16 protein-coding genes and 4 pseudogenes are annotated in these 19,242 nt (G+C 70.3%); 15 read left to right on the plus strand and 5 right to left on the minus strand.

The window, feature by feature from the left end; translation table 11 throughout:
- The first annotated feature begins 123 nt into the window (after positions 1-123).
- From fdh to nrfD, 3 genes are read left to right on the plus strand one after another with little or no spacing between them, the layout of a single operon-like run.
- On the plus strand, positions 124-3,405 hold the full coding sequence (fdh, locus tag AB0M59_RS11380) for a formate dehydrogenase (protein WP_364612412.1): 3,282 nt from the start codon (positions 124-126) through the stop codon (positions 3,403-3,405).
- Entirely contained in the window at positions 3,402-4,433 is a 1,032-nt protein-coding gene (locus AB0M59_RS11385; protein WP_364612415.1) for a 4Fe-4S dicluster domain-containing protein, read from the plus strand. Before fdh ends, AB0M59_RS11385 begins: the two co-directional genes overlap by 4 nt.
- Positions 4,430-5,458, plus strand: a complete 1,029-nt coding sequence (gene nrfD / locus AB0M59_RS11390) for an NrfD/PsrC family molybdoenzyme membrane anchor subunit (RefSeq protein WP_364612418.1) — start codon at positions 4,430-4,432, stop codon at positions 5,456-5,458. Before AB0M59_RS11385 ends, nrfD begins: the two co-directional genes overlap by 4 nt.
- A 1-nt stretch (position 5,459) precedes the next feature.
- Here the strand turns inward: nrfD and AB0M59_RS11395 are convergent, their stop codons facing one another.
- Positions 5,460-5,729: a hypothetical protein gene (locus tag AB0M59_RS11395; protein ID WP_364612421.1), complete on the minus strand. Its 270-nt coding sequence runs from the start codon at positions 5,727-5,729 to the stop codon at positions 5,460-5,462.
- 324 nt (positions 5,730-6,053) lie between these two features.
- On the opposite strand from AB0M59_RS11395, the gene AB0M59_RS11400 reads away from it, so the two are divergent.
- The 9 genes and pseudogenes from AB0M59_RS11400 (at position 6,054) to AB0M59_RS11440 (ending at position 12,584) form a co-directional block, all read left to right on the plus strand.
- Positions 6,054-6,839, plus strand: coding sequence for an STAS domain-containing protein (locus AB0M59_RS11400; RefSeq protein ID WP_364612424.1), 786 nt, complete (start codon positions 6,054-6,056; stop codon positions 6,837-6,839).
- A gap of 639 nt (positions 6,840-7,478) precedes the next feature.
- Positions 7,479-7,889: an STAS domain-containing protein gene (locus AB0M59_RS11405; RefSeq protein WP_364612427.1), complete on the plus strand. Its 411-nt coding sequence runs from the start codon at positions 7,479-7,481 to the stop codon at positions 7,887-7,889.
- Complete coding sequence (locus tag AB0M59_RS11410) at positions 7,886-9,496, plus strand: MFS transporter (RefSeq protein ID WP_364612430.1); 1,611 nt, start codon at positions 7,886-7,888, stop codon at positions 9,494-9,496. The genes AB0M59_RS11405 and AB0M59_RS11410 overlap by 4 nt, the downstream gene beginning before the upstream one ends.
- A gap of 385 nt (positions 9,497-9,881) precedes the next feature.
- Entirely contained in the window at positions 9,882-10,013 is a 132-nt protein-coding gene (locus tag AB0M59_RS11415; protein ID WP_364612433.1) for a hypothetical protein, read from the plus strand.
- 168 nt (positions 10,014-10,181) lie between these two features.
- Positions 10,182-10,571, plus strand: coding sequence for an STAS domain-containing protein (locus tag AB0M59_RS11420; protein ID WP_364612436.1), 390 nt, complete (start codon positions 10,182-10,184; stop codon positions 10,569-10,571).
- 150 nt (positions 10,572-10,721) lie between these two features.
- Positions 10,722-11,006 (plus strand): annotated as a pseudogene (locus AB0M59_RS11425) (STAS domain-containing protein); the annotation flags it as partial.
- A 153-nt stretch (positions 11,007-11,159) separates the two neighbouring features.
- Positions 11,160-11,369 (plus strand): annotated as a pseudogene (locus tag AB0M59_RS11430) (thioredoxin-disulfide reductase); the annotation flags it as partial.
- Complete coding sequence (locus tag AB0M59_RS11435) at positions 11,366-12,430, plus strand: permease (protein WP_364612439.1); 1,065 nt, start codon at positions 11,366-11,368, stop codon at positions 12,428-12,430. The pseudogene AB0M59_RS11430 and the gene AB0M59_RS11435, both read left to right, overlap by 4 nt.
- 10 nt (positions 12,431-12,440) lie before the next feature.
- Positions 12,441-12,584, plus strand: a complete 144-nt coding sequence (locus AB0M59_RS11440; protein WP_364612442.1) for a hypothetical protein — start codon at positions 12,441-12,443, stop codon at positions 12,582-12,584.
- A gap of 333 nt (positions 12,585-12,917) precedes the next feature.
- Here the strand turns inward: AB0M59_RS11440 and AB0M59_RS11445 are convergent, their stop codons facing one another.
- Complete coding sequence (locus AB0M59_RS11445) at positions 12,918-13,298, minus strand: helix-turn-helix domain-containing protein (protein ID WP_364612445.1); 381 nt, start codon at positions 13,296-13,298, stop codon at positions 12,918-12,920.
- Between the two features lie 75 nt (positions 13,299-13,373).
- Between AB0M59_RS11445 and AB0M59_RS11450 the strand changes: the two genes are divergently transcribed.
- Positions 13,374-14,300, plus strand: a complete 927-nt coding sequence (locus tag AB0M59_RS11450; protein WP_364612448.1) for an NADP-dependent oxidoreductase — start codon at positions 13,374-13,376, stop codon at positions 14,298-14,300.
- A 360-nt stretch (positions 14,301-14,660) separates the two neighbouring features.
- Positions 14,661-15,878: a PP2C family protein-serine/threonine phosphatase gene (locus tag AB0M59_RS11455; protein ID WP_364612451.1), complete on the plus strand. Its 1,218-nt coding sequence runs from the start codon at positions 14,661-14,663 to the stop codon at positions 15,876-15,878.
- 88 nt (positions 15,879-15,966) lie between these two features.
- On the opposite strand, the pseudogene AB0M59_RS11460 reads toward AB0M59_RS11455, so the two are convergent.
- The 3 genes and pseudogenes from AB0M59_RS11460 to AB0M59_RS11470 all read right to left on the minus strand — a co-directional run.
- A pseudogene (locus AB0M59_RS11460) lies at positions 15,967-16,149 on the minus strand (sensor histidine kinase); the annotation flags it as partial.
- Between the two features lie 206 nt (positions 16,150-16,355).
- Positions 16,356-17,405 carry an acyl-CoA desaturase gene (locus tag AB0M59_RS11465; RefSeq protein WP_364612454.1) on the minus strand — a complete coding sequence of 350 codons (1,050 nt, stop codon included), beginning with the start codon at positions 17,403-17,405 and terminating at the stop codon, positions 16,356-16,358.
- 141 nt (positions 17,406-17,546) lie between these two features.
- Positions 17,547-18,593 (minus strand): acyl-CoA desaturase, encoded by a 1,047-nt coding sequence (locus tag AB0M59_RS11470; protein WP_364612457.1) that lies wholly within the window; start codon positions 18,591-18,593, stop codon positions 17,547-17,549.
- Between the two features lie 167 nt (positions 18,594-18,760).
- On the opposite strand from AB0M59_RS11470, the pseudogene AB0M59_RS11475 reads away from it, so the two are divergent.
- Positions 18,761-18,898: pseudogene (locus tag AB0M59_RS11475) on the plus strand (hypothetical protein); the annotation flags it as partial.
- Positions 18,899-19,242: the final 344 nt, after the last annotated feature.

The following is a 19,242-nucleotide window of genomic DNA, read 5'->3' on the forward strand; positions in this document are numbered from 1 at the left end:
CCCGCCGCGTCACCGGCCGACCTCCACCCGGTCTGACGCCATCCGGTCGACGACATCGCGGCGCCGGTTTAGGCTCGACCGGCCCGGGTAGACGCTGCGAGCAAGCAGGCGAACGGAGGCGGCATGGGACCACGGAAGTGGCTCGAGTCGTGGCCCGTCTACCGTCAGCTGACCGGGACCGACCCGCTCGGCCGCGGCAAGGCGGCCGAATCGCCCCAGTCGGCCGCCCGGACGCCGCGCACCGCCAGTGCCGACCGGGTCGCGAGGTCGGTGTGCCCGTTCTGCGCCGTCGGCTGCGGCCAGCAAATCTTCGTCAAGGACGAGAAGGTCGTCCAGATCGAAGGTGACCCGCACAGCCCCATCTCCCGCGGCCGGCTCTGCCCGAAGGGCTCGGCGAGCAAGCAACTGGTCACCGGGCCACAGCGGCAGCAGAAGGTCCGCTACCGCGCACCGTACTCGACCGAGTGGACCGATCTCGACCTCGACACGGCGATGGACATGGTCGCCGACCGCGTGCTCGACGCCCGCCGCAAAGGGTGGCAGGACACCGACGAACACGGGAAGCCGCTGCGGCGCACGACGGGGATCGCCAGCCTCGGCGGCGCCACGCTGGACAACGAAGAGAACTACCTGATCAAGAAGCTCTTCACGGCCCTGGGCGCGATCCAGATCGAGAACCAAGCTCGTATTTGACACTCCGCCACGGTTCCCGGTCTGGGGGCCTCCTTCGGTCGCGGCGGCGCGACGGACTACCAGCAAGACCTGCAGAACTCCGACTGCGTCATCATCATGGGCTCGAACATGGCCGAGGCGCACCCGGTCGGGTTCCAATGGGTGATGGAGGCGAAGGCCCGCGGGGCCGAGGTGCTCCACATCGACCCGCGCTTCACGCGCACGAGCGCGCTGGCCGACGCCCACGTCCCATTGCGGGCCGGTACTGACATCGCGTTCCTCGGCGGCGTCATCAACCACATCCTGAGCAACGACCTGGACTTCCGGGAGTACGTGGTCGCCTACACGAACGCGTCCTTCCTGGTCGCCGAGGACTACCAGGACACCGAAGATCTCGACGGCCTGTTCAGCGGCTACGACGAGGCCAAGGCCGCTTACGATCCGACGACCTGGCACTACGAGAGCGTCGAGCCGAAGGAGACCGGGCACGGCAAGGAGATGTCGTCGTCCTACCAGCACGGCTCGGGCGGCCCGGTCATCGAGGGCGGCAGCGAGGAGATCACCGCCGACCCGACGCTGCAGCACCCGCGGTGCGTGTTCCAGATCCTCAAGCGCCACTTCGCCCGCTACACGCCGGAGATGGTGGAGGCGACCTGCGGGACGCCGAAGGCGCTGTTCCAGCGCGTGTGCGACGCGTGGACGTCGAACTCGGGCCGGGAGCGCACGGCTGCGCTGGTGTACAGCGTGGGCTGGACTCAGCACAGCGTCGGCGCCCAGTACATCCGGGCGGGCTCGATCATCCAGCTGCTGCTGGGCAACATCGGCCGGCCCGGCGGCGGGGTCTTCGCGCTGCGCGGGCACGCCAGCATCCAGGGCTCGACCGACATCCCGACGCTGTTCAACCTGCTGCCGGGCTACCTGCCGATGCCCACCCCCGAGCACGCCACCCTGTCCGACTACATCGAGAGCATCCGCGGAGACAAGCAGAAGGGCTTCTGGCGCAACGCCGACGCTTACACCGTGTCGCTGCTGAAGGAGTACTGGGGCGAGAAAGCCACGCCGGACAACGACTTCTGCTTCGCCTACCTGCCGCGGATCAACGGCGACCACGGCACCTACCGGACCGTCATGGACATGGTCGACGGCAAGGTATCCGGCTACTTCCTGCTCGGACAGAACCCCGCCGTCGGCTCGGCGCACGGGAAGCTGCAACGGCTCGGCATGGCCAACCTCGACTGGCTCGTCGTGCGCGACCTGGTGATGATCGAAAGCGCCACCTTCTGGAAGGACGCGCCCGAGGTCGAAACCGGCGAGATCACCCCGCAGGAGTGCCGCACCGAGGTGTTCTTCTTCCCCGCCGCCTCGCACGCCGAGAAAGAAGGGACGTTCACCCAGACCCAGCGGATGCTGCAGTGGCGCGAGAAAGCCGTCGAACCGGCCGAGGACCAGCGCTCGGACCTCTGGTTCTTCCACCACCTCGGCCGGAAGTTGCGGGAACGGCTGGCCGGGTCCACCGACGAGCGCGACCGGCCGCTGCTCGACCTGGCCTGGGACTACGAGGTGCACGGCGACGAGCCGTCGGCCGAGGACGTCCTGCGCCGCATCAACGGCCAGGACCTCACCACCGGCCTTGAGGTCGGCGGCTACCTCGACCTCAAGGCCGACGGCAGCACCTCGTGCGGCTGCTGGATCTACAGCGGCGTCTACGCCGACGGTGTCAACCGGGCGGCGCGCCGCAAGTCCCGGTTCGACCAGGACTTCTACGCGCACGAATGGGGCTGGGTCTGGCCGCTCGACCGCCGCGTCCTCTACAACCGCGCGTCCGCCGATCCGGCCGGGAAGCCGTGGAGCGAACGCAAGGCCCTGGTGTGGTGGGACGCCGACCGTCGCGAGTGGACCGGCCACGACATCCCCGACTTCGAGAAGACCAAGCCGCCGGACCACGTGCCGCCCGAAGGCGCGGTCGGCCCGGCCGCACTGCGCGGCGACGACCCGTTCATCATGCAGGCCGACGGCAAGGCGTGGCTGTTCGCGCCGTCCGGGCTGGCCGACGGGCCGCTGCCGACGCACTACGAACCCCACGAGTCGCCCTTCCGCAACCAGCTCTACACCCAGCAGGGCAACCCGACGCGGAAGGTCTACGGCCGCAAGGACAACCCCTCGCACCCGTCGCCGCCCGAAGCGCACAGCGAGGTGTTCCCGTTCGTGTTCACCGCCGCGCGGCTGACCGAGCACCACACGGCGGGCGGGATGAGCCGGACGCTGCCGTACCTGTCGGAGCTGCAGCCGGACCTGTTCGTCGAGGTCTCCCCCGAGCTGGCGAAGCACCGCGGGCTCGCCCACCTCGGCTGGGCCCACGTGATCACCGCGCGGGCCGCGGTGGAGGCGCGGGTGTTCGTGACCGACCGGATGGCGCCGCTGCGCGTGCAGGACCGGGTCGTGCACCAGGTCTGGATGCCTTACCACTGGGGCAACGCCGGACTCGTCTCCCGCGACGTAGTCAACGACCTGTTCGGCGTCGTCGTGGACCCGAACGTGTTCATCCAGGAGAGCAAGGTCGCCACCTGCGACGTCCGGCCGGGCCGGCGGCCGCGCGGCGCCGATCTGACCGCGCTGCTCGCCGAGTACCGTTCCCGGGCGGGCATCACGCCGGAAACGGGTACCCAGGTCGCGACCATCCACGACGTCCAGCACGTCGAGCCCGGTCACCGGGCCGAGGAGGACCCCGCATGAGCATCGAGAACCGCCTCTCCGGCCCGCTGGCCGACGTCGCCGGGGAAGCCGGGCACACCGCGCATCCGCCGCGCGTCGGGTTCTTCACCGACACGTCGGTGTGCATCGGCTGCAAGGCCTGCGAAGTCGCCTGCAAGGAGTGGAACGACGTCCCCGAAGACGGGCTCGACCTGCTCGGGATGTCGTTCGACAACACCGGCGCGCTCGGCGCGAACTCCTGGCGGCACGTCGCCTTCATCGAACAGCAGCGTCCGCTCGGTGACCAGTCGCCGGGGCTCGACGGGCTGCCGACCGGGCCGTCGGCGATCGACGTGACCACCGCGTTCGTCGCCGACGAGCTGCGTGAAGCGCCGCGCGGTGGCGGCGAGCTGGGCACCTCACCCCTGCCCCGGGCGCCCGACGACCTCGGCATGCCCTCGTTCGACCTGCCGGGCGCGAAGACCGGCACCGACGGCCGGACCGACTTCCGCTGGCTGATGGCCTCGGACGTGTGCAAGCACTGCACCCACGCCGGCTGCCTCGACGTCTGCCCCACCGGGGCGCTGTTCCGCACCGAGTTCGGCACCGTCGTCGTGCAGCAGGACATCTGCAACGGCTGCGGCTACTGCGTTTCCGGCTGTCCGTACGGCGTCATCGACCGCCGCCCCGGCGACGGCCGCGCCCAGAAGTGCACGCTCTGCTACGACCGGCTCCACGACGGCCTCGAGCCGGCGTGCGCCAAGGCGTGCCCGACCGACTCGATCCAGTTCGGCGAGCTGGACGAGCTGCGCGAGCGGGCCGCCCGCCGCGTCGAGCAGCTGCACGAGCGCGGCGTCCCCGAGGCGCGGCTCTACGGCCACGACCCCGACGACGGTGTCGGCGGCAACGGCGCCTTCTTCCTGCTGCTGGACGAACCCGAGGTCTACGGGCTGCCACCGGACCCGGTCGTGCCGACCCGGGAGCTGCCCGCCATGTGGAAATACGCCGGGATGGCCGCGTCGGCGCTCCTCGCCGCCGCGGTCGCCGCGTTCGGAGGACGCCGTCGATGAGCGAAGACCCCCTGCTCCGCGAACCGCGCAGCGACGCCCAGGCGTCCGACACCCAGGCAAGGACGTTCGGCCGTCGCAAACGGGGCGGCGGCACCCGCGAAGAGCTGATGGTGCCGCGCGCCGAGTTCCGGTCGTACTACGGCCGGCCGGTGCTCAAGCCACCGGTCTGGGAGTGGAAGGTGCCCGCTTACCTGTTCACCGGCGGGCTGGCCGCGGGCACCTCGCTGCTGGCGGCCGGCGCCGACCTGACCGGACGGCCGCGGTTGCGGCGCGTGGGCCGCACCGGGTCCCTCGCTGCGCTGCTCGCGAGCGGCTACCTGCTCGTCGCCGACCTCGGGCGGCCGGCGCGGTTCCACCACATGCTGCGAGTGGCGAAGCCGACGTCCCCGATGAGCGTGGGAACTTGGATCCTCACCGCCTTCGCGCCCGGCGCGGGCATCGCGGCGCTCGCCGAGATGCTCCCGGACCGGCTCCGCCGCACCCTGCCCGGCAAGCTGCTGCGCGCCACGGCGCGGCCCGCCGGACTCGCCTCGGCGGTGATCGCTCCTGCCCTCGCGTCGTACACGGCGGTGCTGCTGTCCCAGACGGCGGTGCCGGCGTGGCACGAGGCGCACCCGCAGCTGCCGTTCGTCTTCACCGGCTCGGCGGCCGCGAGCTCGGGTGGTTTCGCGATGGCGCTGGTACCGGTCGGGGAAGCGCGGCCGGCCCGTGCGCTGGCTGTTTTCGGAGCGGTCACGGAGCTCGCGGCGTCGAAGGTGCTGGAGAGTCAACTCGGGCTGAGCGCCGAGGCCTACACCACGGGCAAGGCCCACCGGCTGCGAAGGTCGTCGGAGCGGCTGACCGCCGCCGGCCTGCTGGGCACGCTGACCGCGGCGCACCGCAGCCGGGCGATGGCCGTGGCGTCCGGCGCGGCGCTGTTCGCGGGCAGTGCGCTGCAGCGGTTCGGGGTCTTCGAGGCGGGTGTTGAGTCGACGAAGGACCCGAAGTACGTGGTGGTTCCCCAGCGCGAGCGCCAGGACCGCTGACTCAGCCGCGCTCGTCTTCGACGTGCAGCGCGCCCTGCTCCGGGCCGGCAGCGAGCCCGAAACCCGCATCCTCGGCCACTTCGTCGGGCTCGGTGTCGACCGGCGGGCCGTCACCGTCGACGGGTGCCAGCTGGATCGGCCGATTCGATGCCGAACCGGAGTCCGGGTCTTCGCGCTCCCAGGCGCGGGAGTCGAGGTCGTCGGTTCCGGGTTCCTCGGCAAGTTCCAGCGTTTCCTGCTGTTCCGAGCTGACCAGGTCCTCTTCGGACATTCGGGCTCCTCCGGTTTTCGAGTGTCGTCCAGGGGAGGCGGTTACCCCCGAAGGCCCCGCTCACACGCCGGGGCCGGGCATCCGGCACCGGCGGTGCCTGCCCACCTGGGCCGGCCGCTGTAGCCGACCAGAAAGCGGCTGGCCGCCTTTCACCGAACGGGGCAACACCAGGGCGATAACCGCGACCGAATTCGGCGGGTTCACGGCAAAGCAGAGGGCGCGAAGCTCCCCGGCCATGCGCTGGTCGCGCCCGGCCCTCGAGGAGACCGGCACGGTAACCCAGCTCAAGTGACGCTACTCCGCTTCAGAGTGCACGAAGGCACTATGAATGATGAGAGCCGGATCGAACTGGTCCACGACCTGCGGGACGGGTGCTTGGTCGCCCGCCCTTCCGGTGTCCTGGACGCGCTGACCTACCCCCAGTTGCGGGACTACCTGGTCAAGCTCGCTCTCGAACACCCCGAAGCGGTGATCGCCGACATTTCGCGCCTGCAGGTGCCTTCCGACACCGCCATGGCCGTCTTTCTCTCTGCGAGGGACCAGGTCAACGAGTGGTTCGGGGCGCCGATCCTGCTGGTCGTCGCCGACCCGGCCCGATTCGAGCGGATCGCCCGCAGCGCATTGCCCAGGTTCGTCCCGATCTTCCGCACTGTCGAGGAAGCCCTGTCCTCGGATAGCCGGCAGCCCACCCGAAGACTGGCCCGAGCCGAGTTTCCTGCCGTCGTCGCCAGCTCCGCGCACGCCCGGGGATTCGTCCAGCGAACCTGTCAGGAATGGAGCCTCACGGATGTCGAGCTCGACGCCGTGCAGGTCGCGACCGAACTCGTCGACAACGCGATCCTCCACACCGACGGTGCCGGCCCCGCGCACCTCCGGCTGGAATACCGCCGCGGCATGCTGACCGTGGCGGTCCGCGATCCCAGCCCGCGCCCGGCAGTGTTGCGTCAGGCAACCTCCGACCAGCCAGGCGGACGCGGACTCCTCCTCGTCGCGGCACTCGCCAAAACCTGGGGGTGTACCCCCGACCTGCGCAATGGCAAGGTCGTCTGGGCAGTTCTGACCGTGGGGGCAGAGTGGCTCCGGTCGCTCCCGCCTCGGCCGATGCCCTGACCCCGCAGACCGCCGGATGGGTGAATGGACGGCGAAGTAGAGCTGATCCGCAATTACTTCGTCTGTGACCCGGGTAGACGGCCGGCCAACACGAGAAAATCGTGCCGGCCAGACGGACGGCCGTACGCCGGGGTTCCCACCTCCGACCCCGCGCATACCGACGGCCGTCCTACCCAAGGGTGACCCGGCGGCGGAGCGGGGCCGTCAGCCGCGGCCGGGTCACCCGCAATCCTGCGCCCACACCGCCGGTTGACCCACAAGCGCCGGGGTAGCCGCCACGATGCGAATCCTGAAAAAGCAATGGAACACGAATCCGGGAAACACGGTGGTGTTCCTGGGTGAGTCCAGCGCACCGGCCCGTGCACGTGTTCATTGATTGGGAACAATGCGGCTGGGAGTCCACGGGCCCACGCCCACCGCGTCCCGCGGGCCGCCTAGCTGCGAGATTCGACAGCGGAGTCCGAGCCCGCGGTGTTTGCCGCGCCACGCGCCCGGGTAGTTGGCCGCGAACGACTCCTTACCGGAGCCGCGGACCTCGTCGTCGACCTCTCCGGACGGAGCGTGCGCCATGACCGGTTTCCTCCCCGCCGACTCGGCCGACGTCCTTCGTCCGCGCGACCGGAAGCGGGGGTGGTGGTCATGAGAACCCCGTACGAGCCGGAGCGCCTCGGACTGGTGCGCACACGCGGCGAACACGGCGTCGTGGTCCTGGTCCTGTCAGGCGAGCTGGACATGGGCACCGCGGCGAAGCTCGTGGACGCCGTCGCGCAGATCCTCTCCACCGAACCCGAGGCACTGATCCTGGACCTGTCGGAGCTGACTTTCGTGTCCGTCGCCGGCGTCCGAGCGATCCACGCCGCGCACGACGCCGCGGGCGCCGCGCGGCTGCGGGTGGTGACCGGTGAGCGCGCCGTCGTGCGCGAGTTCCTGCACGCCACCCGCTTCGACGCGGTACTGGACTGCTACCGCACCCGGAACGGCGCGGTGGCCGCCGGCAGCCGTGCCGAGTTCGTGAGCCACGCGAGAGCCGCTTGGAACGCCGGCGGATGACAGCCCCCGCGGCGTGGGCCCCGCTGCGACGCAAGATGTACCGGACGCTCTGGATCGCCCAGTTCGCCGGGAACGTCGGCACGTGGGCCCAGACCGTCGGCGCGCAGTGGCTGATGGGCGACCTCGGCGGCTCCGCGCTCGACGTCTCCCTCGTCCAGACGGCCATGACGCTGCCGGTGTTCCTGCTGGTCGTCCCCGCGGGAGCGCTCGGAGACATCTTCGACCGGCGCCGCCTGCTGCTGACCGGCCAGACCGTCATGCTCGCCGGAGCCGCCGCCCTCGCCGCGGTCACCGCGGCCCACCAGGTCTCGCCGGGCTCGCTGCTGGCGCTCACCGCGACGATGGCGCTCGGCCAGGCCCTGTCGGTTCCGAGCTTCCAAGCCATCCAGCCGGAACTCGTCCCCCGCTCCGAAATCGCCCAAGCAGCCCTGCTGAACAGCGCCAACGCCAACATCGCCCGCGCCGTGGGACCTGCGCTCGGCGGCGTGCTCATCGCGGCCCTCGGGGCGGAGGCGACGTTCGCGCTCAACGCTGTGTCGTTCCTCGGCGTTCTCGCAGTCGTGTTCACGTGGCGGCGTGAACGCGCCGACCGCCCGCTCGGCGCCGAACGGCTCCTCGCCGCGACCCGAGCGGGCGCGCGGTACGTGCGCAGCGCGCCCGCCTTCGCCACCGTGCTGGCTCGCTCGGCGTCGTTCATGCTTTTCGCGGGCGGGCTGTGGTCGCTGCTGCCGGCGGTCGCTCGCGGGCCCCTGCACCTCGGTGCGGGTGGCTACGGCCTGCTGCTGGCTTGCCTCGGCGCCGGCGCGGTGACCGCGGCCGTCGTCCTGCCGTCGCTGCGGGCAGTGCTCGGCACGAACACCGTGATCGCGGCGGGAACGGTGCTCTACGGCCTGGCCGACCTCGTCACCGGGCTGACCGGCTCGGTGCCGGCGGTGGTGGTCGCCCTGTTCCTCGCGGGCGTCGCCTGGATCGCCGTGCTGTCGACCCTGAACTCGGCGGCGCAGCTTCTACTTCCGGCGTGGACGCGAGCTCGGGCGCTGGCCTACTACCAGCTGGTGTTCATGGGCGGGCAGGCACTCGGCGCGCTGCTGTGGGGCTTCGTCGCCGACCTCGCCGGGCTCGCCGTGGCGTTCGCCGTCCCCGGTGCCGGACTGGTCGTCGCGGCGCTCGTCAGCGGGCGCGCGCTGCGGTTGCCGGACAGCACCTACGAGCTGGGCCGCACTCGCTACTGGCCGGAACCACCGGAGGTGGCGACCGTCTCCGGCCCGGTGCAGGTACAGGTCGAATGGCGGGTCACGACGCAACGAGCCCACGAGTTCGAGCGCGCGATGCAGCCGGTCGGCTGGGCCCGGCGGCGCAGCGGTGCGACCCGGTGGCGCCTCCACCGCGATCTGGACGACCCGGAGCTCTTCGTGGAGCAGTTCGTCGTCGCGAGCTGGCAGGAGCACCTGCGGCAGCACTACGAACGTTCGACGGAGCTGGACCGCCAACTCGACCAGCGCGTCCGCGCCCTGACCGCGACCGGCGACCCACCTCGCGTGCGGCACCTGGAGCAAACCGTCCTGCCCCGGCGAGACCGGCGGATCCTCGGCCGCTCCCCAGAGTGATCCCGAGCTGCCTCCGCTACACCGTGGGCAGGCTGGGACGCGGCGTGCGCGCGACGATCACCACGGTGTCCGGCAAATCCCACCAGGAGCGTACGGATTCTCGGGCGACGACTCGCTCGCCGGCTACGCCGCGGCCGGAATCGTCCTCGACGGCGTGCTGCCGGCCGGGGCCGGCGTACCGCTCGAAATCGACCTGACCACCCGGGCACGACTGGATCCGGGCTTCGTCCCGGAACTGCGACAGCGCCTGAACGTGCCCGATCCCGTGCCGCGACCTCGGTAAACCCGCCGCAAAGCCGGAACCGGTGTTTTCCGGTGTATCGGGCGCCGACCCGGGTATGCGGGCGCCGACCTGTTCCGGCGGTGGTGACGAGGTGCATGTTCGATGACCGACACGGTGGCCCGCCCCCAGCCGATCCCGCACCGCCCGGCGTGGCGGGCCCCGCGCGGCTCGGTGATCCCAGGACGTCCGCGGAATCACTACCACCGCACCGGTGACGAGCCGCGATTCCCCTGAAAAGGTGAGGCACGCCCTCATCGACCGTGTCCGGCGGAACGAGTACGGTCGGACGCGGCGGTTCAGCTCCGTAGCCGCCTGCGCCTGGCGAGGTTCGGCCGGCGCAAAGGCAGCCGGGACGAACCCGCCCGTGGCTGCCTCAGTCGTCGTTGGAGGAGACCGACGATCATGCCCAGCTACGAATTCCCGTCGCTGACGGTGACCACCACCCGCGAAACCACCGTCGTCGCCGCGCGTGGTGAACTCGACAACGCGGTCGCCGAGCGTTTGCAGGATTGCCTGACCCGGGAGATCCGGTTGCGGCCGCGCGCTCTGGTCGTGGACCTGTCCCAGGTGGACTTCTGCTCCGCCGGGATCATCCGGGTCCTGCTGGACGCCCACGACCACGGCAGGGTGGACGGGGTTCCGTTCGCGGTCATCAGCGCTCGCCGCGCCGTACAGCGGCCGATCTCGGCACTGGGACTCGACCACCTCATGCCCCTGCACGCCGATCTCGCGGCGGCCGAGGACTGGCTGACGGTGAGCACGCCCTACCTTTCACCTTCCCCGGCGGGTTGAATTCGGGTAAGGCCGGCTTTGTCGTGAACCTGTTCGGTTCAAGCACGAGCCGTCTCACATTCCTCGAGTTCGTCGACGGAGTCGGAGCGTTTCATTCCGCAGGACGGTTCCGGTGAACTCCCGTTCTCCGCAGCTCCGTTCGAAGCTCGGATCGTCCAAGGTCGGCCGGGCGTGGTCACCGTGGCGGTCTCCGGCGAGCTGGACCCGGCCGGCGTGCCCGTTCTGGACCGTACAGTCCAGAAAGCGCTCGCGGCCCGGCCGTCGCGCCTGACGATCGACCTGACCGCCGTGACGTTCTGCGGCTCCGCCGGCCTGCGGGCCGTGGTCGTGCTGCACGCGGCGGCCGAGGAGGCCGGCAGCTACCTGGCGGTCCGGCCTTCGGCCGCGATCCGCCGCCTGCTGGCGATCACCTGCCTGGACAGCGCTTTCCCTGTTCGGCAGCGCGTGCGCGTGCTCCGAGGAGACGCTCCGCGAAAGTACCCAGCACCACCCGGTCAAGCCGAACAGCACCCTGAATGTGGCCGAAATCCACGACGAGTCCGCGGTGGCGGGAATCCGGCTGCGCAACACCCGGCCATCACGCGCCAGCCGCGCAGCGATCTGGTGAAGGGACAGGTTGACCCGGACGCCGACGGGTACCTCCTCACCATGACCGGAACCCCGACCGACCTCGACGGCGAGTTCACGGCAGGCGACCTGGTCGACCACACCTACCGCCAAGCGATCACCGCAACCCGGACAGCCTGCCAGGCCGCACTCCACGCCGAGCGCTACCCGACAGGACGTGAACCCGCATGACCACGACCGTCAGCTCGGAAGCGCGGCAAGGCAAACGCGTGGGACTCGTCGGCGTCGGACTGCTAGCGGTGCTGTTCGTCGTGGGCCTGCTGTGGGCGAAATGGCTGCCTTACGCGGCCAAAACGAGCACCATGGCGACCACCCACACGTGGTCCGGCGGCGCGATCTTCGCGAAGGCCGGTGCACCCGGCTCCGCGCCCTCACTGTCCGGAGCGTGGCACTTCACGGTCGCGTACTTCCAGTCGGTGTGGCCTGCCGCGGTGGTCGGCCTGGCGCTCGCGGCCGCCGTTGACGCGCTGCTCCCGAAGGCATGGCTGCTCACCGCGCTCAACCGGCGCTCGCGGATCGGGCAAAGCCTCGCCGGCGGCGCGGCGTCACTGCCCAGCCTGATGTGCACCTGCTGCACCGCCCCAGTGGCTGTGGGCCTGCGCCGGCGCGGGGCCGCGGTGACGGCGAGCCTGGCGTACTGGGTGGGTAACCCGGTGCTCAACCCCGCCGTCCTGGTGTTCCTGTTCCTGGTGGCGCCCTGGCAGTTCGGCGTCGTACGCCTGGTCGTCGGGGCGCTGTTGGTGTTCGGGGCGACGACCGTCGTGGCCCGGCTGGCCCGCCCGCAGGTGTCCCCGGCAGTCCTCGCGGAGCCACTCGCACCGGTGCGGGTCCGCGACCTTCCTCTCCGGTACCTGCGCTCGCTGGCCCGGTTCACCGTGGTACTCGTTCCGGAATACCTGGTCGTGGTCCTGCTCGTCGGCGCGGTGAGCGGCTGGCTTTCGGACTTCTCGGAATTGACGACGCACCTGGGTGTGGCGGCCGTACTCGTGTGCGCCGTCGTCGGCACGCTGCTGGTGATCCCGACCGGAGGCGAGATCCCGGTCGTGCTCGCGCTGACCGCGGCGGGGGCCTCAGTGGGCTCCGCGGGCGCGCTGCTGATCGCGCTGCCCGCGCTGAGCCTGCCGTCGATGGTGATGGTCGGCCGAGCCCTGTCGTGGCGGGTGACCGCCGCGATGGCCGGGGCCGTGGTGGTGACGAGCCTCGTTTCGGCCGTTGTGCTCAGTTTGCTGTGACCTGCGCCTGGTGAACCACCTGCCCGCGGTGAAGACGTCCCTCGGCGTCGCCCCGTCCAGCATCGGCGAAGCGGCCCGGGCGCTCTTCCGGTCGAGGGCTGCGGTGTCGCGGCACCTGGCGCTCGCCCGCGCCGAACGCATCGATGCCGACTGACGAGCGCTGCAATCCAGCGGTGCCATGCCCGGTCGGCGCGTTCGGCCGCGGTCACGGTCTCGCCGGGCTGGACTCGCCCGTGGGTGACCAGCGCCAGTACACCGCCAGGTGCACCATCGCGGCGACGTCGCGCGGATCGGCACCCCTCCACGGATTCGTTCTGTGCCAACGACAACTCGCCGGTCTTGATGAATCCACTGTGGACCGAAAGACTATTCTGCGGAACCGCGTGAGCGACCCAACGTTGTGCTGGTTCAGTGCGGCTCTTGTGCCAGTTGCGTCAAGACGCAAACGCTTTTCAAGAAACCCGTACGACTTCAGAGCAGCGAGAGCTCAGCTGTGATGGGCGGCTGGCTCGGAATTGGCGTCGAGCGCTTCCAGGACCGCGTCGCCGTGCGCCCTCGCCCACTCGGTCAGCGTGTGGATCGGGTCGATCAACGTCGCGCCGAGCGGGGTGAGCTCGTACTCGACGCGAGGCGGCACCTCGGCGTAGGCGTGGCGGCGGACGAGCCCGTGCGCCTCGAGCCGGCGAAGCGTCTGGGTAAGCACCTTGCGCGAGATACCGCCGATCAGCTCGACCAGCTCGCCGTGGCGCACCGGGCCCTCGCTCAGGCCGGCGAGCACGACCACCGTCCACTTGTCGGCGATCAGCTCGACCGCCAGCCGCCCCGGGCAGTCGGCGAGAAAGACACCACCGGGAACAAAACCGCTCATGGCGCCAAAGGTACCTGGCGGTTCCCATCGGATACCTAGCCTGGATCTTGTTCCTTCCAGAGCCAGGAGAGAGTCATGCGAGTCATCACCCAGCAGCAGCTCGGCGGCCCCGAGGTGCTCACCATCGCGGACGCGCCCGCGCCCCGGCCCCTGCCGACCGAGGTCCTCGTCCGCGTCGAGGCGATCGGGCTGAACCCTCTGGAGGCGCGCCTGCGCGCCGGTGAGTTCCCGCTGCTCGGCAAGCCGCCGTTCGTCCTGGGCTGGGATATCAGCGGCGTGGTAGAAGAGGCGCAGACGTGGCGGTTCCGGCCCGGTGACGAAGTGTTCGGCATGCCGCTGTTTCCCCGGGCGGCCGACGCGTATGCCGAACTCGTCTCCGCTCCGGCGTTGCACCTGGTGCGCAAGCCGGCGTCGCTCTCCCACGTCGAGGCGGCGGCGTTGCCGGTCGTCGGGCTGACGGCGTGGCAAGGCCTCGTCGACCTCGGCGGCGTGACCGCGGGCGACCGCGTCCTGGTCCACGGCGGTGGGGGCGGGGTCGGCCACGTCGCGATCCAGATCGCGAAAGCCCTCGGCGCGCACGTGATCACAACCGCCAGTGGCAGTAAGCGGGAGTTCGTCGAGGGGTTCGGCGCCGACGAGGTGATCGACTACACGGCGGTCGATTTCGCCGAGGTGGTGCGTGACGTCGATGTCGTGCTCGACACGATCGGCGGTGACACCGTCGAGCGGTCACTCGGGGTGCTTCGCCCGGGAGGGCATCTGGTGACTGCGGTCGCCGAAGAGGACTCGGACCTCATCGCGAAGTTCGAGGCGGCCGGGATGCGCTTCAGCGGCGTCGCGGTCGACCCCGATCCGGTTGCCCTGCGCGGTCTCGTCGACCTCGTCGAGCAGGGCAGGCTCCGGGTCCACGTGCAGGAGACGTTCCCGTTCGAACGCGTCGCCGACGCCCACCGGCTGCTGGACGGCGGTCACCTCCAGGGCAAGCTTGCCCTCACCGTCTGATTCCGCCGTGGGGGCCTCCGAGTGAACGAGGCCCCCGCAAGGAAATGGACACCATGCAGTGGCTGACGTTCTCCTCAGCCGGCTTGGCCGGAACCGAGCAGCCGTCTCAGTGCGCACGGCGACCTGCCCTGCCGCCGGCATCCGCACGAACGTGCGGACGCGCTCGCGGTCCTCGAGGAACCCGGCGGGATCGGCACCAGATCACCGGCGACACCGGCTTCCGCCCTCGGTCACGTCCTCTACGCCGTGCTCTGCCTTGGTCCGGGCTCGTGAGTCGCCGGCGGTCTTGCGTCCGGTCGGGTGTGATGATGTGGTCGGGTGGATTCCGAGTGATCGGAGGTTGCCGTGGACGGAGTGGCGTTGGGACCCGGTGATGTGCTGGCGGCCGCCGAGACCGCACCGCCCGTGGAATCGGTCGAGGTCGTCGCCCGCGACCTCGCGAAGCGGCTGGGTGCCTTCGACGTTTCGTTCCTGCTGGTCGACCTCATCGAGGAACACCTGGTGCGCCTCACTTCGACCGCGAAGGATCCGGACGGGCGCGACCCGAAGCCAGTCGAGCTACGGAACAGCGTCTACGAGCGGGTGCTGCGCACCCAGCGGCCGTGGCAGGAGCAGAACGACGGCGGGGAGCAGGTGGTGCTGCCGGTGACCAACCGCGGCGACTGCGTCGGTCTCCTGGAGGTGACCGTGCCCTTCTGCGACGACGAGGTACTGACGCAGCTGGGGCAGGCCGCACACGCGCTGGCCTACGTCATCGTCACCGACCGCCGCTTCACCGACCGTTACCACACCGGCCGGCGCACCACCACGATGAGCCTGGCCGCGGAGATCCAACACCAGTTGCTGCCGTCGGCGGCCTGCTGTGAGGCGGCCCAGTTCACCATCGCCGGCGCCCTGGTGCCCGCCGACGACATCGGCGGCGACACCTACGACTACACCCTGGACCGCGAGACCCTGCACCTGTCGATCACCGACGCCGCCGGACACGACGTGGCCTCGGCACTGACCGCGACCCTGCTGGTCGGTGCGCTGCGCGGGGCCCGCCGAGCCGGTCGCGACCTGGCAGAGCAGGCGCAGGAGGCCAACCAGGCACTGCTCGACCACGGCGACGTATCGCTGGCGACCGGGCTGCTGCTGCGCGTGGACCTGCAGAAGGGCGCGGTCGAGCTGGTGAACGCCGGACATCCCGCACCGCTGCTGCTGCGCGACGGTGTGGTGAAGCCGATCGAGCTGGAATCCGACCTGCTCTTCGGCGTCAAGCCTTACCGGTACCGGGTGCAACGGCTGGACCTGCGCGCCGGTGACCGGTTGGTGCTGCTCACCGACGGCATGTTCGAACGCGACGCCGCCGACGCCGACCTGCCCGCACTACTCCTCGAAACCGACGGACTGCACACCAGAGAGCTGGTGCGGGCAGCGACCAGGGCGGTGACGCACGCCTGCCACGGTCATCTGCAGGACGACGCCACCGTGCTGTGCCTGGACTGGCACGGGACCGCCCGCACCGAACGCCAGGCCGACAACGGCGCCGATACCGACACCGCCTCGCCGCCTGGCATCTCGGACGACGGGGTGTGACCGCTGGGCTCCGCTTCGACCTCCGGAGGCGGCACCGAGCAGCTTGATGGCGTCCCGGCGCAGCATCGCCGATCTGGTGGTTGTCTTCTCAGCCAAGGGCGAAGCGGGCCTCGACGATGGTGCCCGACGGCGCGGTGTGCATGCGGACCAGGTCGGCGAGGTAATTGACCAGCAGTAGCCCGCGGCCGCGCAGCCGGCCGGGTGCTCCTGGTCGGCGTCCCGCGAGCGGGTCGGTGATGTGCCCTCGGTCGCGGCCCTGGCACACCAGCTGCCTCGTCCCAGCAGAACGATTCGCGGGAGATCGTGGTCGCCCGCACGGGCGGCGTCTGTCGATGACCGGGCGGGCCTGCCGAGCGTGGTCCGCATCCGCATCGCGCGGCTTGCCGTGTCCGATCCCTTGTCGCGAAAGAGAACCAGTTTCGACGAGCCGGACACGATGCATTCATCGCTACCTACGATCGGCGTCTCTCACTACTGCTAGCGGGCGGGTGCGGTCTTTTCGCGGAGTGGTGCGCTGGCGTCGTGCAGGTGTCGCAGGACGTAGTAGTAGGTCTTCAGCAGTCCGCACTGGGCGTAGTCGATCCCGTGGTCGGCGCAGAACCGGCGCACCAAAGGCTGCGCGCGGCGCAGATTGGCCCGCGGCATGCTGGGGAACAGGTGGTGCTCGATCTGGTAGTTGAGCCCGCCGAGGGTGAAGTCGACCCACCGGCCGCCGTGGATGTTGCGGCTGGTGAGGACCTGCTTGCGCAGGAAGTCGAGCTTCGTCTTGTCGGTGAAGGTGGGCATGCCCTTGTGGCCCGGCGCGAACGAGCAACCCATGTAGACACCCCACAGTCCCTGGTGCACGGCGATGAACGCGACCGCCACCGGCGGAGACAACACCACGAACACCGCGCCGAGGTAGACACCGAAGTGCAGGAACAGCGACACCGCTTCCAGCCGGCGAGTCACGACCTCGCCGCGCCACACCGCCCGGATGCCGGACCAATGCAGGCTCAGTCCTTCCAGGAACAGCAACGGGAAGAACAACCACGCCTGGTGCTTCGACGTCCAGCGCACGAACCCGCTCTTCCCGGCCGTCTGCCCCCGGGTGAAGGCGAGCAGCGGGATGTCGATGTCGGGATCGTCGCCCTCGTGGTTGGGATTCGCGTGGTGCCGGCGGTGTTTGCCCATCCACCAGCCGTAGCTCATGCCGACGACGGCACCGAAGGCGTAGCCGGCGCGGTCGTTCGCCCGTCCGCTGCGGAAGATCTGGTTGTGTCCCGCGTCGTGGCCGAGGAACGCGATCTGGGCGAACATCACCGCGAAGAAGACCGCCGTGGCCAGCTGCCACCACGAATCGCCCAGCACCGCGAACGCCACGCACCCGCCGACCAGCGCGAGCAGGGTGAGACTGATCTTCACCGCGTAGTAACCGTAACGACGGTCGAGCAAACCCGCGCTCCGCACGACGCGAGCCAGATCACCAAAGTCGTTGCGCGACCTCTCGCGGGCGCCCGCGTCCAGATTCACCGTAGACGTAACCATCCAAGTCCTTCCCCAACCCTGCGTCGCCGGAAATGGGGGCGACCGCTTATCACTGCTCGACGCAGATTCCCGCAAGCGCGTGCGCTAAACGATATCGAGCCGCCGGGAACGACAGGACGACGCCCTGACCGGCGGGGCTCGTCACCCTTCCGGCCGGGCGGTACCGCGGGATTTTCGGGCGAATGCGCCACCTGGCAGACCGCGTTCGGGCTTGCCGAACCCGCGGGGTGCCGGCGTGTAGCCGGGGTTGAGCTTGCGAGCCAGGCGTTCGGGTTTGGGCCAGCGGACGTCGGTGGCCCAGCCGAACTTCTCGAAGAGCCAGATCAGCCGGGCGGACATGTCGAGCTGGCCCCGGCGGACGCCGTGGCGTGCGCCGGTCGGGTCGGCGTGATGCGAGTTGTGCCACGACTCCCCCATCGAGGCGATCGCCAGCGGCCAGAAGTTCGCGGACTTGTCGCGGGCGGCGTACGGCCGGTCGCCGATCAGGTGGCACAGGGAGTTCACCGACCAGGTGACGTGGTGCAGCACCGCCACCCGCACCAGACTCGCCCAGAAGAACGCAGTCAACGCACCCCACCAGGACATCGTCACCAGCCCGCCGATCAGCGCCGGGGCGAGCAGCGTGACCACGGTGAACGCGGGGAACCAGCGGTCGACCCGGACGATGTCGCGATCGGCCAGCAGGTCCGGCGCGAAGCGCTGCGCGTTGGTCTTCTCGCGGTCGAACAACCAGCCCATGTGGGCGTGCCAGAACCCTTTGGCGAGCGCGGCGGCGGAGGTGCCGTAGCGCCACGGCGAATGCGGGTCGCCGTCGCGGTCGGCGTAGGCGTGGTGCCGGCGGTGGTCGGCGACCCAGCCGACGACCGGGCCCTGCATGGCCATGCTGCCGGTGACGGCGAGTGCGATCCGCAAGCCGCGGCGGGCCTTGAACGCGCCGTGGGTGAAGTAGCGGTGGAACCCGATCGTCACGCCGAGCCCGGTCAGGAAGTAGAACCCGACCGTCAGGGCGACGTCGGTCCAGCCCAGGCCCCACCCCCACGCGAACGGCACCGCCACGGCCAGAGCCAGCAGCGGTACCACCGCGAACAGCTTGACCAGGAAGGTTTCGGTGCGGGTCTTCTCCCCCGCCAGCATCGGCTCCGCGGCACTGGCCTGCCGCGCCGACCGGCGTTCGATGGTGTTCGTCATCTCCGTCGCTCTTCCTGCTGAAGTACCTGATCGCCGAGTCCCGGGGCGGTCAAGCCGGGAGTAGCCCGCCGATGACGCTTCAAACCGTGCCGCACAGACCCTGCTCTGCACAGGCGGATCGCCCAGGCCGCCCGGCATGCGAATCGGAGGCCCTCCAGCGTGGCGGCATGGAGCACCCCGAACCCTCGAACGCGGCCTGCGCGATTACGTGCGCGCGGGTCGCGGTCGGCGGCCCGGATGAGAGCACGACGGTGGAGATCAGCGACACGGCCACCGCCTACCTCGGGCTGCCCCGGCGCCGGCTCGACCACGACGTCATGCCGGTGTGGAGCGAACGGCGCGGGTGGCGCTCGCGGTGGAAACCGACCCCACCGACGACCCGGTCGTCATCGCCCACCACAGTTCGGCCACGGCGTAGGCCTCGGTGCCGGACAACAAGGCGATGCAGCGTTCCCCGGCGCCCTCGATCGATCAGCCGCGTGAGGGCGTCGGCGTAGTCTTCTCGGTTGCCCACGGCGGCGAGCTCGAACGGCTCCTGCCGGCGACTTGGTCACTCACCGCTCTGTCCTCTCTTGTCGTGGCCCTGCGGGGCATTCACCTGCGACTCTGCGAGGCCAAGTACCTCGTTCGAGTCACCCAGTAAATCTAT

The sequence above is a fragment of the Amycolatopsis sp. NPDC051371 genome (assembly GCF_040682155.1).
Classification (GTDB): domain Bacteria; phylum Actinomycetota; class Actinomycetes; order Mycobacteriales; family Pseudonocardiaceae; genus Amycolatopsis.

Excerpts from the sequence above, each read along its gene's own strand:
- AB0M59_RS11420 (WP_364612436.1), top strand. The coding sequence starts at position 10,182 with ATGCCCAGCTACGAATTCCCGTCGCTGACGGTGACCACCACCCGCGAA.
- AB0M59_RS11435 (WP_364612439.1), top strand. The coding sequence starts at position 11,366 with ATGACCACGACCGTCAGCTCGGAAGCGCGGCAAGGCAAACGCGTGGGA.
- AB0M59_RS11410 (WP_364612430.1), top strand. The coding sequence starts at position 7,886 with ATGACAGCCCCCGCGGCGTGGGCCCCGCTGCGACGCAAGATGTACCGG.
- AB0M59_RS11465 (WP_364612454.1), bottom strand. The coding sequence starts at position 17,405 with ATGGTTACGTCTACGGTGAATCTGGACGCGGGCGCCCGCGAGAGGTCG.
- AB0M59_RS11415 (WP_364612433.1), top strand. The coding sequence starts at position 9,882 with ATGACCGACACGGTGGCCCGCCCCCAGCCGATCCCGCACCGCCCGGCG.
- AB0M59_RS11395 (WP_364612421.1), bottom strand. The coding sequence starts at position 5,729 with ATGTCCGAAGAGGACCTGGTCAGCTCGGAACAGCAGGAAACGCTGGAA.
- AB0M59_RS11470 (WP_364612457.1), bottom strand. The coding sequence starts at position 18,593 with ATGACGAACACCATCGAACGCCGGTCGGCGCGGCAGGCCAGTGCCGCG.
- AB0M59_RS11385 (WP_364612415.1), top strand. The coding sequence starts at position 3,402 with ATGAGCATCGAGAACCGCCTCTCCGGCCCGCTGGCCGACGTCGCCGGG.
- AB0M59_RS11400 (WP_364612424.1), top strand. The coding sequence starts at position 6,054 with ATGAATGATGAGAGCCGGATCGAACTGGTCCACGACCTGCGGGACGGG.
- nrfD (WP_364612418.1), top strand. The coding sequence starts at position 4,430 with ATGAGCGAAGACCCCCTGCTCCGCGAACCGCGCAGCGACGCCCAGGCG.
- AB0M59_RS11450 (WP_364612448.1), top strand. The coding sequence starts at position 13,374 with ATGCGAGTCATCACCCAGCAGCAGCTCGGCGGCCCCGAGGTGCTCACC.
- AB0M59_RS11405 (WP_364612427.1), top strand. The coding sequence starts at position 7,479 with ATGAGAACCCCGTACGAGCCGGAGCGCCTCGGACTGGTGCGCACACGC.
- AB0M59_RS11445 (WP_364612445.1), bottom strand. The coding sequence starts at position 13,298 with ATGAGCGGTTTTGTTCCCGGTGGTGTCTTTCTCGCCGACTGCCCGGGG.